Source organism: Rhodococcus sp. KBW08, assembly GCF_003852455.1.
In the GTDB taxonomy this organism is placed as follows: domain Bacteria; phylum Actinomycetota; class Actinomycetes; order Mycobacteriales; family Mycobacteriaceae; genus Rhodococcus_F; species Rhodococcus_F baikonurensis.
Window position 1 is genome coordinate 343,251 of record NZ_QAJJ01000002.1, and the last position, 14,209, is coordinate 357,459.

Here is a 14,209-nt window from a genome sequence, read left to right on the forward strand (position 1 = left end):
TCGGTCAATCCGTGATCTGGATCCCCACCCACGCAGCGGACAAGCCGACGATCAGACTGACGACGATGTAGATCAGCGAAAGCGTCGTCTGGCGCCGCTCGACCATGCCCACGTTCTCCGTCGCGAAGGTCGAGTAGGTGGACAGGCCACCACAGAAGCCTGTCGCCAGGAGAGCGGCCATCTCGGTGGAAAGAGCTGCTCCGGTGAACAATCCGAGGAGGAAGCAGCCGATCACGTTCGCGGCGAACGTCGCAGCCGGGAATCCCTTGTACGCGGGCACATACCGCGCCAACAGGTACCGGCCACTCGCACCCGCGCCGCCGCCGAGTGCCACCAGGAGAACTGTCATGCCGACGCTCCGTCCCGCGTGCGGATCCAACGCTCACCGAGCCCTTTGCCCAATGCTGCGGCAAGGATCGCGGGGATAAGCGTCCCGAGTACATAGAGAATCGATCGCCATGGACTCTCCGTCACCGCGTGAACCGCAAATGACGAGAAGGTGGTGAACCCTCCGCAGAACCCGGTGCCGAGAAAGAGGTACCCAGCCTTGTTGTGCACGAGGAGGGCCGCGAGAACGCCGAGCACGAACGAGCCGACGACGTTGATGACCAGCGTCGTCCAGATGTGAGGAAAGAGCTCCCCCAAACCGAAGCGGCTGAGCGCACCCAACGCTCCACCGACGGCAACCGCGCCTACCGCAGCCGGCAGTTTCAGATCACCCATGCTCTGGCCTCACGCGAAAGAGCCTACGTCCCGGAGCGGGCTTTCGGCGGGCGAGGAATGAAGTAGCTTGTCCGCTGCTGATACTCGCGATAACCCGGACGCTGTTCCATGTGTCGCTCGAGCAACCGCGCTCCGGTGGCGAAGACCAGGAAGTACGTCATGGCGATCGGAGAGAGAACGGTCAACACCCCCGGCCACACGGAAGCCGAGACGAGGAAGATCCCCCACCAGACGCACGCGTCGCCGAAATAATTGGGATGCCGTGTCCACGCCCACAAACCTTGATCCATGATGTGGCCACGGCTGCCCGGATCGGATTTGAACTCCTCCATCTGTCGGTCGCCAACCGTCTCGAACGTGACGCCGACTATCCACAGCGCGATACCGAGTACGACAAGAAGTCCGAAGCTGCCGTTCGATACTGCTGCGACCTGGATCGGCAGGGAGACGAACCACAACGAAAACCCCTGCGTGAGATAGATCTTGCGGAGCGCATACAGCGTTCGGCTACCCGTCGCTCGTCCGAGCATTTCTTCGTACCGCGGATCTTCACCCTTGCCTCGCGATCGGATCGCCATGTGCGTCGCCAACCGCAGACCCCAGATCGCCACCAGCGCAAGCATGAGAAACCGGCGCCAGAGGTCGCCGGTTCCAACTATCGCGGACACGAGCGCAATCAGAACGAAGCCGGCGCCCCACGACACGTCGACGACATTGTGGCGCCCGATCCGTACACCGATCGTCGCTGTCACTGCCATTCCGACGGCGATCGCCAGCAGACTCGTGAGCGTGACCACTCCGAATGCGCCCCAGTCGAATCCGTTCATCGCCGCGACACCCACTGCGGCCGAACCGAATCCATACCCGATCGACCGTCACCATGCGGCCGGACCGACAGAATCTGATCGACGCCCATCCGGCCGTCCCGAAATGCCATTCCGCCGCCGACGAGGTAGAGGCGCCACACCCGAGCGACCTCGACGCCGACGAGATCCACGACGCGATCCCAGTTCGATTCGAAGGTCTCGATCCACGCGTCCACGGTCCGCACGTAGTGCTCACGCAGGGCGTGGACGTCACGGACTTCGAGTCCGCCTTCCTCGATCATCGCAACGGTGCGGCCCACCGGTCTCATGTACATGTCCGGCGCGATGAACGACTCGATGAACGGGCCTCCCCCGGGATGCGCGCCGGTGCGTGACATCTGTTGAATCAGCACACGGCCACCGGCAATCACGTTGTCGTGGAGCGCTTTCACGTACGTCGGATAGTTGTCCTCCCCGACGTGCTCACCCATCTCGATCGACGCGACCGCATCGAAAGGACCGTCGGGAATCTCTCGATAATCTTGGAGGCGGATCTCGACCCAGTCTTCCAAACCGAGTGCGCGGATCTTCGCGTCGACAAAAGCCTTCTGCTCCGCCGAGATCGTGATACCGACGACCCGAGCGCCGTACTCCCGCGCCGCGTGCAGGCTCAGCGAGCCCCAGCCACAGCCGACATCGAGAAACCGCAAGCCTCGCGCTCGATCGAGACCGACCTTGCGGCACACCAGGTCCAGCTTGTCCGTCTGTGAATCTTCGAGTGTGTAGTCCGGTGCATCGGAAGTCCAATAGCCCGAGGAGTAGGCCATGTTGTCATCGAGGATCAGTTGGTAGAAATCGTTCGACAAATCGTAGTGGTGCCCAATTGCCGCGCGGTCGCGCGCGAGACTGTGCAAGCGACCCTTCACCTGAGCCTGCGACGCCGGTGGAGCCAGAGGTCTCCCGAAAGCACCGAAGGATCGCGCAGCCTTGACTGCACCCAGGACGAGCGACGGTGTGGGGGTGATCGACCCGAGTCCCCGCTCGGCAGCCACCTTCCACACATGCGTCAGCGCATCGCCGAGATCGCCTTCGACGTCGAGTTCACCGAGCACATATGCCTGCGCTGCCCCCAACTCGCCGGGATTCCAGAGCAAGCGTCGCAACACGTTCGGGCTGTAGAGCGTCACTTTCGGAGCATCGTCCGGGCCTGCTGTGCTGCCGTCCCATGCCGTCAACCGCACCGGAAGCTCGCCGCCGACAAGTGGACTGAGGATGTCCGAGAGACGACCTGCAACGCCGGTACCGTGCGTCGTTCGATCCATCGTGGCAGTCATCGCTGGTTCCTCCGATCGAGAACAATTTGCTGGACGTCGAGATAACCCGAGCGAAAACCCGCCTCGGAATAGCAGAGGTAGAAATGCCACATGCGCGCGAACACCGCATCGAATCCGAGCGCGGACGCCTCGTCGGTGCGAGCACTGAAACGCTCGTCCCACAGTCGCAACGTCTGCGCGTAGTGATCGCCCATCGACATCCGCTCACGCACCCGGAGGGTTGTCATGCGTTCTGTCACATCCTCGATCGCCCGCACCGACGGGAGAAATCCGCCGGGGAAGATGTACTTGTGCACCCAGGTGTAGGTGTTGCGGGTCGCGAGCATTCGATCGTGCGGCATGGTGATCGCTTGGATCGCTGCGCGTCCACCCGGCGCCAGCAGGGCGTCGATCGACTGGAAGTAGCTTCCCCAGTACTGGTGGCCGACAGCCTCGATCATCTCGACCGATACGACGGCGTCGTACTCCCCCTGTACTTGCCGATAGTCGAGAAGATCGACCTGAACGCGATCTGCCAGTCCCGCAGCGCTTATTCGTTTCGCTGCCAATTCCTGCTGTTCGACCGACAATGTCACCGAGCGCACCGTTGCTCCGCGCTGGGCTGCTCGTATCGCCAATTCTCCCCAGCCTGTGCCGATTTCGAGCACTCGCGAACCTGGACCGACACCCGCGCCGTCCAGCAGGCGATCGATCTTCCGATGCTGGGCCGCTGCGAACACGTCCCACGACGGGGTAGCTCCTACCGACAGATCCTCGAAGAGAGCACTGGAATACGTCATGGTGTCGTCGAGGAACAGCTCGAACATCTCGTTCGAGAGGTCGTAGTGCCTGGAGATGTTCGAGCGCGTGTTCTGCGTCGAATTCCGCTCACTGCGAGGCTGCTTCGGAATGTAGAGGCCTCGTAGCCGCTGCAGGAAGTCAGGAATCAGCGTCGCCACACGGGAGGCGAAGACTTCCAGGACCGCGGTGAGGTCGGAGGCTTCCCAATCGCCCGCCATGTACGACTCGCCGAATCCGATCAAACCACTGTCACCCACGCGAGCAGCGAAGTCGTCCGGGCGGTGAATGACCATCAACGGCGAATCGGGGCTACCGCCACCGGAGAACTCACCGTTGGGCATCTGGACGCGCAGTGGCAAACGCGCTACCGCCTTGTGGAACAGGGCGCGGGCAACCGGTGATGCAACCCGCACTTTGAGCCCGCTCGGCACTGTGGCGACGCCCGGCCACCGCTCGGTTTCGATCGTGTGAGCGGAAGGTTCGGTGCCGAGAGTGGTTGTGGTCATTGCACTGCCTCCTGCGGGTGATGTTGCGGTCGGGGAACGATGGGTAAGCGCCTGGCCCACAGGCGGATTCCTTGAAATCTGATCTGCGCGGCGACTCGGAGCGGAGCCAGCGGGATGGCGAGCGCACTGCGGACGATCTCGCGCGTCGTCGCCGGCACACAACGACCGGACACCGTGGCCACGAATGGAGCCTTGCCGTCACGGGCCAGAACTATCGAGAGCGCGAGCGCGGTGTCGGGTAGCGGAAGTCGCATCCGGTACTCGCCGTCCAGATCGTTGAACGGAGAGACGTAGAACTCTTTGGACGTGCGAGCCCCGCCACGTTCGTCGGTTTCGAGCAGGTAGCAGTGTCGCTCGCCGTAGGTGTTGTGAACCTCTGCAACGACGCACCGCTGACTGCCGTCGTCGTTCAGACACCAGAACACACTCAGCGGGTTGAACACATGGCCGAGAACACGTGCGTTCGCAAGCATGAGGATGCGGCCGCCTGCGAACTCCACCCCGTTGGCTGCCAGAAACGTCTCGACGTTGGCACGAATCGATCGAGTGGGGTCGCCGAGGTGATCCCCGGCGTCGAATGTCGCCAAGGGTCGCAGAGCCTTCGGGAGCTCGGGCAAATCGTCGACGTCGACGAGCCAGCTGTAGCTTCGGTACTCGAACTCGTTGTGCAACGGCTCCGTTCGTACGTGACGGATGCTCGTATGAACGATGGACGGCGTGATGGGTGTGGTCACGGCCACCGACCTCCGACGCGTTCGGCGGCGCGCAGGCCGGACAGTGCACCGTCCTCGTGGAAGCCCCATCCGTGGTACGCACCGGCAAACGCGAGCACGTCCGAGTCCAACTCGGGAAGCCGCGCTTGAGCGGCGACGGAGGTGGGTGTGTACTGCGGATGCTCGTAGGTCATCTGATCGATCACCGAGTCCGGAGACACCATTTCGTCTCCCCCCAAGGTCACTAGGTAGCGCCGACCGGTCTCCGGCAGTCGCTGCAACCTCGTCATGTCATAGCTGACCAGAACGTGATCCGGCTTCGCGTTGCATTCAGGGATGTAGTAGTTCCACGACGCGCGCGCATTGGTGTTGCCGGGCAGCACATTTTCGTCGGTGTGAAGTTGGGTGTGGTTGACGGAGTACGGCATTGCGCCGAGGACCTGGGATTCGGCAGGCGTCGGATCCGCCAAGATCTTCAGCGCTTGCTGCGGATGCGTTGCGACGACAACTGCGTCGAAGGTCTGGATCTGGTCGTCGCCGTCGCGGATGTCGACGCGATCGTCGAATCGGTGGATGGCGCGAACCGGCGTGTTCAGACGGATATCGCCGATGCTCTTGGCAACCAGGCGAACGTATTCGCCCGATCCACCGGTGACTGTTCGCCAGGTCGGCGATCCGGTGACGCTCAGCATTCCGTGGTGATCGAGGAACGAGAACAGGTATCGCGCGGGATATTTCAGCGCCGAGCCGGGATCACAGGACCAGACTGCCGACACGAGCGGAGTCATGAAGTGAGCGGTGAAGTAGTCGGAGAACCGTCCACTGCGCAGGAACACTCCCAGTGTCTGGTCGGGTGTCGACGGATCCGTGTTGTCGAGCAAGGCGCGGGCACGGCGATGGAAGCGCTTGACCTCCATCAACATCGACAGAAAACTGCCATTCACCAGCAGCCCCGGCGTCGGCAGAACGCCGCGCAACCCTTGGCCTCCCGAGTACTCGAGCCCGCAACCCCCACACCTGACCGACATACTCATATCCGATTCCTGCGTAGGCACATCGAGTTCTGCGAACAATCGCAACAATGTCGGGTAGGTGCGATCGTTGTGAACGATGAACCCCGTGTCGATGGCGAGGCTTCGCCCTTCCGGGTCGGTGACCGAATGGGTGTCCGCGTGCCCACCGAGCCGTGAATCCGCTTCGTAGAGGGTGACGTCACTGTCCTTACTCAGCACCCACGCCGCTGTCAGACCTGCGACCCCACTACCGACGACGGCCACCTTGCGCTTGTCCGAACTCATCGTCGTTCTCCCGTCTTCGTTGCGGTTACCCCGCGTCTGATTTCTGCGACTGCCTCGGCGACGAGGCGATGCCAGGTCGCCACGCGGCGGAACATGAAGTGGCCTGCGCCGTCGATGCCGATCCATTCAGCGCACTTACCCGACTTCTGCAGTCCGTCAACTTTCCGACGAGACGCTGCCGGATCGGTCCATGAGTCGGCCGTGCCGTGGAGCACAACCAGTGGTGTGTCCGAACGCAGATTCACCGACGTTCCATCGGGCCACCACGGCGCCAGCGCAACCACACCGACGACCGCCGGATCGCCACACAGATCGGCGGCGACCCGCCCGCCCATCGAGTGCCCCAGCAAAATCACCTGAGCTTGTGAATTGCGTTTCGTTATCGCGTCGAGTGCGGCGCGAGCGTCGGCGACCGGACTGCGCTCGGCACCATTCCAACCACGAACCCGATAGCGAGCCTGCACCGCTTTCACACCGGAGCGGCGAAGCTGAGCGGTGAACGGGCGCATCCGAAGGTTGGACAGATGCCAGGCCCTGGCCGGGCGATGGCTCGAGACCTTACCTCCAGGCAGCACGAGCACCACCAGGTGCTGGTCACCGTCCTGCTGTTGCCGTCGGTTGGGCGTCATGCATGGCATTCGGAGCCGAAAACCATTTGGATGGGGTTCGTAGAATTTCTTTTGTGAATCATGAAGCACTCGTCGGTGACGTCCTCGACGCCATGGACGCCAACTTGGTTTCCCATGCCTGCCACCTGCATGAACACTTGCCGACTGCATCGGTCACGGTCACTACAGATGTTGTCGTCGCAGACAGCGGCCTCGCCGACGACACGTTCAACATCATCGCTGGTGCTCGCTTCGCCGTACCTGCCGACGGGCCCGAAGATCGGCGACTGATCGACATCCTCGCCTCGATTCGAGCAACCGGACGTCCGTTCTCCTGGTGGACCGGCCCCCGCGACAATCCCTCTGACCTCGGGGCTCGCCTGTCCTCCCTCGGCTGTCTGCGCTCCGAGGAAGAACGAGCGATGACGGCGGGACTTGAGGTCGTCCCGTATCCGACGGCTGTCCCAGAACTCTCCGTTCATCAGGTGACTACCCGTTCTCAGCTCGCCGACTATGCCGCCGTGATGGCCGCCAATTGGTCGCCGCCCTCAGCCGCAGTTATCGGTTTCTTCGAAGACACCGCCGATGCCGCTCTCGATGAGCGTTCGCGGAGTTCATTCGTCGTGGGGTACGCGAACTCCCAGCCCGTCGCCGGAGCCGAGGTCCATTTTGCGGCCGGCGTCGCCGGACTGTACGGCGTCGTCACGCTCGAAACGGCTCGCCGACGCGGATTCGGCTCGGCGGTCACCCTTGCCGCACTCGACATCGCCCGCGAGCGAGGTGCCCGAACCGCCGTACTTCAGGCGTCCAGCGACGGCGCACAGCTCTATCGAAACCTCGGCTTCGAGGACGTCGGAACCTACACCGAGTACTCGATCGGCAGCCGTTAGACGTCCCCGCGGGGACGCTTTCGGACCCCGTTCGGAAGTGTGTGTCGGTACCCACCTCTAATATCGAACGTACATTCGAATTGACGTCGGAGACAGGCCGGGGGGCAAGTCATGAACGCAACACTGATCGACGAAGAAACTCGGAGTTCCACCCGAGACGGCGTTGAGCAACTCGGCACGGAAATCTGCGCCCTCGCCGGCCAGATCGCTGCAGCCACCGCCCGATTCCTCACCCTCCTCGCAAAATTCGACGAAGACCGCGGCTGGACCGGCCCTGGACTTCACTCCTGCGCCCACTGGCTGTCATGGAAGTGCGGAATGAGCCTGCACACCGGCCGCGAATATGTTCGCGTCGCCAAAGCACTCCGATCATTGCCAGAGATGCGGAAGGCGTTCGAACAAGGCCGCCTGTCGTACTCGAAGGTTCGCGCACTCACCCGAGTCACGACACCTTCGAACGAGAAGCAGATGGTTCGGTTCGGCTGCGAGGCGCCCGCAGCCCAGATCGATCGTCTCGCTGCCGGCCTGCGTAAAGCAACCGACAACGAATCCGGCAAAACCAAAGCGCCCGCACATCTTCAAGTCCGCTGGCATTGGGACTCGGATACGGGCGAGTTCGTCATCAAAGGACGCCTGCCTGCGCAGGACGGCGCCCGAATCCTCGCAGCGTTAGCTCTGGCGGAACGTGAACGCACTCGAACCACCGCCACCGTCCCCGCCGACGAGACAGCCACCAAGAACCCCGTCGGAAACATCGGGCCGGGCCTCGTCGCAATGGCTGAGCTCGCCACCGCCGCGGCCGCAGACCGCACATCCAAGGCCGCCGCGAACGAAGTTGTGTTCTTCCACGAAGCGGACTCTGTCCGCATTCCTAGCGGGCCCGCCCTCTCCGAAAACGATGCCGAGGAAGTGCTCTGCATTGCCAAGCTTCGCCTGGGAACAACAAAGGATGGATGCGTTCTGAATCTGGGCCGGCGGACCCGCGTCGTCAGTGCCAAACAGATGTTGGCATTGAATTACCGCGACGGATGCTGCCGCACACCAGGATGCGGACGGACCCGCTTCCTGCACGCACATCACGTGAAATTCTGGGGACGCGGCGGCAATACGGACTTGGACAATTTGATCATGCTTTGCGGCACCTGCCACCGCGCGCTGCACGACGGCCTGTTCACGATCTCTGCACTCGGCGAGCAGAAGTTCGAGTTTCGCTATGCCGGCGGCGGCGTCATCGACCCAGCACCGCCAACCGAGGGGTTCGCCGATGACCTATTGCGCGGGGACGTGCCCGACGACGCGATCGTGCCGGCGTGGGGCGGAGAGCCCCTCCACCTCGATCACGCGGTCAGCGTCATCCTCGACGGCTGGGCCGCGTGAGCAAACATTGGTCTAGTCCAATCTGAATCCGTCGTGAACAATCGGACAACCCTCGCATTCAGGTAGTGCAATTGGTCTAGTCCTATCGCAATATCTTTAGCGTGACCAAGAAAATCGCACGCACCTCAGCAGCTATCACACTCCTCCTCGCCGGCGCTGTTGCTGCCGGAACCGCAACTGCCGCAGCAATTCCCGGATCGTCTGACATCAATCCGTCGGCCGCCGAGAAGACAGTTGTCATCGGCCTTGACGGCACTATGCTCAGCCACATCAAGACCGCCGATGCTCCCCGTCTCCAGAAGCTGATCGCCGAAGGAACCAGCGGAGAATCTTCCATCCTCGGCCACACCACCATCTCCGGACCGTCGTGGTCGACCATCCTGACCGGAGTCTGGGACACCAAGCACGGTGTCAAGGACAACACGTACGCGGGTGCCCGCTTCGACCTCTATCCGAGCGTGTTCACACGGTTGGAAACAGCACAGCCATCTCTGCTCACCGAGTCGATCTCCACCTGGGATGGCATCGACAACATCGCCTCCAGCGGCACGCCGAAAGCCGACGTTGTCGTCACCACTGCCGATGCAGGGTCCGGAGCGGCCACCGATGCTGCGACCGCTGACGCCGTCGCCCGCGACATCACCGACAAGGGACCTGACCTGATCTTCACCCAACTCGATCAGGTGGACGGCGCGGGGCACAGCGGCGGCACCAACGGCGCTGCGTACGAAGAGTCCATTGCCTCGGTCGACGCTCAGGTGGGCAAGATCATCGATGCTGTTGATCAACGCGCCGCGAAGACCGGTGAGAAGTGGACGGTTCTGGTCACTGCGGATCACGGCCACAAGCCTGCCGGAGGGCACGGTGGCCAGACGCCGGCGGAAGCAACGACATTCGTCATTGCACGCGGTGCGGGATACGCGGCCGGCAAGGCCACCGACGCGTACACGATCGCCGACATCACACCGACCATCCTCCAAAGCCTGGGCGTTGCATTGCCTGCCGATCTGGACGGTAAGCCGCTGGCCAAGGAAGCTCCCGGCTTCGTCGGCTCGGCCGACCTGGGATTCTTCGGCTCCTGATCGCAAAAAGTCGCGGGCGCTCAGCAGAGTGCCGCAGCAAGACAGCAAAAAGGTCGGGCCGGAGAGCGTGTGCTCTCCGGCCCGACCTGTTGTGGAGCTGCAGGGAATTGAACCCGGATCCTACAGTGGTGAGTAGCTGTGACTACTTAACTACAATCCTCGCACGATCGATCGATTACTTGCGGTTGTGCCGGCGGTCGGTTTGCGGGTCAACTCCGGCGCGTTCGGGCGTTCGGATCTCCCCACCTTTCTACGGGTACTAAGAACCCTTGCAAAGCGGCGGGGGTTCTATAGTGAGGAATCTCAGTTTACAACATTACAATCTTCTCGTGGCACCCAATTATTTTCATCCCGAGCCTGGGCAGCCCGTCCGGATGTAGGAATCCCCACGTCGGTCTTCGAGTTCGTGCTCGAAGAACTTCCAAGGACGAGTTCTGTCATTAGTCCACTCGGATCCGTCACGGCGCACTTCCCCCGCGCTTATCGCAGTGCAGGCAGGTTTGGTTCTTCATATCGGCGACAATATTAGACCTGGATAGCAATAGAAAGGAGATCACCAATGCCGGACACTAGGAACTTGAAGAATTAGATGGCTGCGGGTACTTCGCTGCCAGCCGTTGTTCCTCCTTATTCAGTTGCCTTCCTCGCGCTGCAATATTAAATACAGCAACGAAAATGCACACAATTGCAACGCCAGCCAGCACATCCTCTATGCCATCGGGTTGTTTGGCCACACTGATAACTGCTAAGGCGGCCATCGCTCCCGCTCCCAAGGACAGGCTGAAGAGTGACATGAATCGGTGATACGCCAAGTTGTGTTTGGACACCAACTCTCGGACTGCTCTGTCTATTTCATCCTTCATCATCAGGTGCGCCGGAAGGTCCTCTGGGAGCAATGCCAACAGTTCGACATCTCGCCGAATGTTGTCTCGGTCGTCACGCCGATTCTGTCGCGCACCAATCAACCCCACAACTATCGACGAGGCTGCAGCTACAACACCCACGACAATTGCAACGATGCCATTCACGTCTGACACTCAGAACTCATTTCGCCGTAGTTTCACCGAGTCGGTGCATGCCGAGCCAATTTACATTGAGTCCTTTGCGGGCCGATCAACGACTACCCGGAATGGATGGGCTTGATCAAGCGACGGTGATTGTGCCTGCCAGAGTGGGACCGGCGCCGCCGGCCGCGAGTCTCAAGGTGACGCCTCAGATTTGTCAATTATTCTGTTTTTATAGATGCCTTACCTCACAATCCACTACCATGACGCGCCTGACTCCGTGGCAGGACCTCAGAGCCCACCTCGCAAACCTAAAAACGGAGTTCGTGAACCTCGAAAAGAATCGAATGCATCGAACGCTGGCCCCGGAGCGGACTCCAGCTCGACCGGCGCCTGCAACCATCGCGCCACCGACTCCGAACCGCTCAGCGTCTAATGCCAGTGGCACAATCCTGCGCTAGCACTCATCGAGCATGAACAGCGGATCACCGATCACGCCGCCTAAGCCTTCTGGGTCACACTGCCTGTGTTCAAATCACGTATCGAACGACTACCGCCGCAAGAACACGCATACATCCAACGACGCATCGCATCCACCAACTGAAAGGCCCACACAATGAGCACTCCCCCGGCCGGCTGGCATCCCGACCCCGAAGACAATAGGCAGCTCCGCTACTGGGACGGTCAACAATGGACCAGCGCGACACAACCCATGCCCGCCGCGCAGACCCCGACACTGGAAACGCCCGAGCAGAAGAAAGATCGAAAGCGTCAGCTCGTCGCCATTGGCATCATCATCGCTGCGGTAGCGAGCATCGCCATCTTCAAGAGCATCGACTTCAGCAGCGACGACACTGAAACCGCAGCAGCCGAAACAACGACCACGCAGGCAGCTCGCACAACCACAACAGCCCGTACGACAACCGCTGGTGCTGCGGCCACCCCGCTAACGACATCCGCAGTACCCAGTTCGACCACCCTGCCCGTCGCCGCGCAAACCTCGAAGCCACTGCCGGCCACATGCAAGACTCCAGCGCAATCGGTAATTGACCAGATCGATGCGTCCTTTATCGAAGCCGACAGACACCTTGAAAATGTGTTCATGGTCTACGGCCGCAAAGATGTCGCCTACATCGGCGCGAACATCGTGGACTCCGCAGGCACCCGAGTGTCGAGCGCTGACATATGGGCGCAAAGCGACGGCATGCTCTTCTCGCTATCGAGTGACGCACGCAGACGTACTGCCCTACCTGATGGACGAAAGCTGCTCGACATCAGCGCAGGCGACGAGTTCGGATCTGCTGTATCCGACTGCATCATGGTCAGCGTCATCAACCGAAACGTCTCTGGCGGAAACTGATGCCTCGGCCCCGACTATCTGTGGGTCAGCACGGGAAGATCAGCCGCCGAGAACTCCCAGACGGGCGGTGGGTCGCCACATGCTGGGTACGTGACGAAGACGGCAAACGCCGCCAAGCCACCAAACAAACACCCTTCGGCATCCGCGACGAACACGGCGCCGTCGCCGAACGCACCCTGCTCGAATCACTCAAAACCCAACACGTCCAAGCCGCCGGCCAAATCACCGGAACCAGCTCAGTCCACTACCTGTGGACCGAATTAGAAACACAACTCATCACCCAAGGCAAAGCCGAGAACACGTTGAAGGACTACCGGCGACAGTCCAAGCACATCCTTCAACGCCTAGGCGACTTACAGATCCGGGAAGTCACCACCCAAGCGCTCGACTCGTTCGTTCAGGACGTGGCCGTCAATCGTGGTGTGCCGACCACCAGGAAGAACCGCACCATCCTGCTCGGCATGTTCAAGATCGCTGTCCGCTACAACGCAATCCCGGTCAACCCGATCCGCGAGCTCACCTCGATCGCAGGGAAACGAAAGAAGCGGGCACGGTCATTGGACCCCGAATCGTTGGCTGCGCTACTTCGGGACCTTCGTACCTCAGATGTGCCGTGCCCAGTCATCTTGGCGCCGTACCAGCTCGCTCGCGGGCAGAAAACTTCTTCCACTGACATCCCGACTGTTGCGAAGTTTTGTGCGTAGAACGACATGGCCGACATCATCACAATGTTCGCTGCTACCGGCTGCCGCATCGGTGAACTACTCGCGATCCGCTGGCAAGACATCAACCTCGACACCAAGACAGTCGCAGTGACAGGCCAGATCGTCCGGATCCGCGGCGAAGGACTGGTGCGACAGGACCGGACGAAGTCGGAGGCCGGCGACGACCGAGACCTTCCGCTGCCAGCGTTCGTTATAACCATGCTTCGCGGACGCCGTCAAGAACCGGTGTACGTATTCGAGTCCTTGGCGGGAACAATTCTGGATCCGGAGACGGTCGGTCGTCGGTGGCGTCAGATCCGGGCCGCCGTGGACTTGGAATGGGTCACCTCACACACCTTCCGCAAGAGCGTCGCGACGATCCTCGACGAGAAAGGCTTAACTGCCCGGCAGGCTGCGGACCAGCTCGGGCACGCTCAGGTCAGCATGACGCAGGACGTGTACTTCGGTCGAGGGAAGGTGCATACTGCTGCTGCGGACGCGCTGGATGCTGCGGTTTCAGGGAAGAAGCCGGGGCGCGAAAGTGGAGCGTAAGTGGACAGTGACCTGTTTCGGACACAAAAAATGAGGCAGGCCCAACACCCTGTTTCGAGTGTCTGACCTGCCTCTTTGTGGAGCTGCCGGGAATTGAACCCGGGTCCTACGTTGAATCGCTAGGGCTTCTCCGTGTGCAGTTCGCTAAGTCTCTACTTGGATCTCCCAGTCTCGCGAACAAGCCAGGATGACGATCCCAGTCACTGTTTGATGTCCCATCCGACTCCGTGACCGAGCCGAACAGTAAAGCCCTCTAGCTGATGCCAGGAACCGGGTCGAGGGCAACCCCGGGCTGACAGACACGCTTCGCTACTTAGGCAGCGAGAGCGTAGTCGCGCTGATTGGAATCGGCGCTTATAGGTTTGCAGCGACGCTTACGGTGGTCTCTTGCCTGCACCGACACGCTTCCCCTAACTCAACACACGCAGTCGAAACCGTTCAGCCCCGTGTGTGCCCCGCGTCTTTCGTGGGG

General features: G+C 61.3%; 15 protein-coding genes and 1 other RNA gene. 6 read left to right on the forward strand and 10 right to left on the reverse strand.

Annotation, left to right across the window (positions count from 1 at the left end; translation table 11 throughout):
- Positions 1 to 4 precede the first annotated feature (4 nt).
- From crcB to DBV08_RS01985, 8 genes are read right to left on the reverse strand one after another with little or no spacing between them, the layout of a single operon-like run.
- Positions 5 to 349: a fluoride efflux transporter CrcB gene (gene crcB, locus DBV08_RS01950; RefSeq protein ID WP_095969159.1), complete on the reverse strand. Its 345-nt coding sequence runs from the start codon at positions 347 to 349 to the stop codon at positions 5 to 7.
- Positions 346 to 723, reverse strand: a complete 378-nt coding sequence (locus tag DBV08_RS01955; RefSeq protein WP_095969158.1) for a CrcB family protein — start codon at positions 721 to 723, stop codon at positions 346 to 348. Before DBV08_RS01955 ends, crcB begins: the two co-directional genes overlap by 4 nt.
- Positions 724 to 746: 23 nt before the next feature.
- Positions 747 to 1,550, reverse strand: coding sequence for a DUF1295 domain-containing protein (locus DBV08_RS01960; RefSeq protein ID WP_124566360.1), 804 nt, complete (start codon positions 1,548 to 1,550; stop codon positions 747 to 749).
- Positions 1,547 to 2,863 carry a cyclopropane-fatty-acyl-phospholipid synthase family protein gene (locus DBV08_RS01965; protein ID WP_124566361.1) on the reverse strand — a complete coding sequence of 439 codons (1,317 nt, stop codon included), beginning with the start codon at positions 2,861 to 2,863 and terminating at the stop codon, positions 1,547 to 1,549. The genes DBV08_RS01960 and DBV08_RS01965 overlap by 4 nt, the downstream gene beginning before the upstream one ends.
- The gene (locus DBV08_RS01970) at positions 2,860 to 4,149 is read right to left on the reverse strand and encodes a cyclopropane-fatty-acyl-phospholipid synthase family protein (protein ID WP_124566362.1); all 1,290 of its coding nucleotides are present in this window, start codon (positions 4,147 to 4,149) and stop codon (positions 2,860 to 2,862) included. The genes DBV08_RS01965 and DBV08_RS01970 overlap by 4 nt, the downstream gene beginning before the upstream one ends.
- Positions 4,146 to 4,889 (reverse strand): DUF1365 domain-containing protein, encoded by a 744-nt coding sequence (locus DBV08_RS01975; RefSeq protein WP_124566363.1) that lies wholly within the window; start codon positions 4,887 to 4,889, stop codon positions 4,146 to 4,148. Before DBV08_RS01975 ends, DBV08_RS01970 begins: the two co-directional genes overlap by 4 nt.
- Positions 4,880 to 6,160, reverse strand: a complete 1,281-nt coding sequence (locus DBV08_RS01980; protein ID WP_095969156.1) for an NAD(P)/FAD-dependent oxidoreductase — start codon at positions 6,158 to 6,160, stop codon at positions 4,880 to 4,882. Before DBV08_RS01980 ends, DBV08_RS01975 begins: the two co-directional genes overlap by 10 nt.
- A complete protein-coding gene (locus tag DBV08_RS01985; RefSeq protein WP_124566364.1) occupies positions 6,157 to 6,789 on the reverse strand; it encodes an alpha/beta hydrolase in 633 nt (210 codons plus the stop codon). Before DBV08_RS01985 ends, DBV08_RS01980 begins: the two co-directional genes overlap by 4 nt.
- Before the next feature lie 53 nt (positions 6,790 to 6,842).
- Between DBV08_RS01985 and DBV08_RS01990 the strand changes: the two genes are divergently transcribed.
- The 3 genes from DBV08_RS01990 to DBV08_RS02000 all read left to right on the forward strand — a co-directional run bounded on the left by DBV08_RS01990 (position 6,843) and on the right by DBV08_RS02000 (position 10,117).
- A complete protein-coding gene (locus DBV08_RS01990) occupies positions 6,843 to 7,658 on the forward strand; it encodes a GNAT family N-acetyltransferase (RefSeq protein WP_221621584.1) in 816 nt (271 codons plus the stop codon).
- A gap of 111 nt (positions 7,659 to 7,769) precedes the next feature.
- Positions 7,770 to 9,035, forward strand: coding sequence for an HNH endonuclease signature motif containing protein (locus tag DBV08_RS01995; RefSeq protein ID WP_124566365.1), 1,266 nt, complete (start codon positions 7,770 to 7,772; stop codon positions 9,033 to 9,035).
- Between the two features lie 101 nt (positions 9,036 to 9,136).
- Positions 9,137 to 10,117 (forward strand): alkaline phosphatase family protein, encoded by a 981-nt coding sequence (locus DBV08_RS02000; protein ID WP_124566366.1) that lies wholly within the window; start codon positions 9,137 to 9,139, stop codon positions 10,115 to 10,117.
- Between the two features lie 569 nt (positions 10,118 to 10,686).
- Here DBV08_RS02000 and DBV08_RS02005 read toward each other — a convergent pair.
- Positions 10,687 to 11,154: a hypothetical protein gene (locus DBV08_RS02005; RefSeq protein ID WP_124566367.1), complete on the reverse strand. Its 468-nt coding sequence runs from the start codon at positions 11,152 to 11,154 to the stop codon at positions 10,687 to 10,689.
- A 583-nt stretch (positions 11,155 to 11,737) separates the two neighbouring features.
- Between DBV08_RS02005 and DBV08_RS02010 the strand changes: the two genes are divergently transcribed.
- From DBV08_RS02010 to DBV08_RS32710, 3 genes are read left to right on the forward strand one after another with little or no spacing between them, the layout of a single operon-like run.
- Positions 11,738 to 12,481, forward strand: a complete 744-nt coding sequence (locus DBV08_RS02010) for a DUF2510 domain-containing protein (protein WP_124566368.1) — start codon at positions 11,738 to 11,740, stop codon at positions 12,479 to 12,481.
- Positions 12,481 to 13,185: a hypothetical protein gene (locus DBV08_RS32705; RefSeq protein WP_260395251.1), complete on the forward strand. Its 705-nt coding sequence runs from the start codon at positions 12,481 to 12,483 to the stop codon at positions 13,183 to 13,185. The genes DBV08_RS02010 and DBV08_RS32705 overlap by 1 nt, the downstream gene beginning before the upstream one ends.
- 6 nt (positions 13,186 to 13,191) lie before the next feature.
- On the forward strand, positions 13,192 to 13,737 hold the full coding sequence (locus DBV08_RS32710; protein ID WP_260395252.1) for a site-specific integrase: 546 nt from the start codon (positions 13,192 to 13,194) through the stop codon (positions 13,735 to 13,737).
- Between the two features lie 75 nt (positions 13,738 to 13,812).
- On the opposite strand, the gene ssrA is transcribed toward DBV08_RS32710, so the two are convergent.
- Positions 13,813 to 14,183: a transfer-messenger RNA gene (gene ssrA, locus DBV08_RS02020) on the reverse strand.
- Positions 14,184 to 14,209 lie beyond the last annotated feature (26 nt).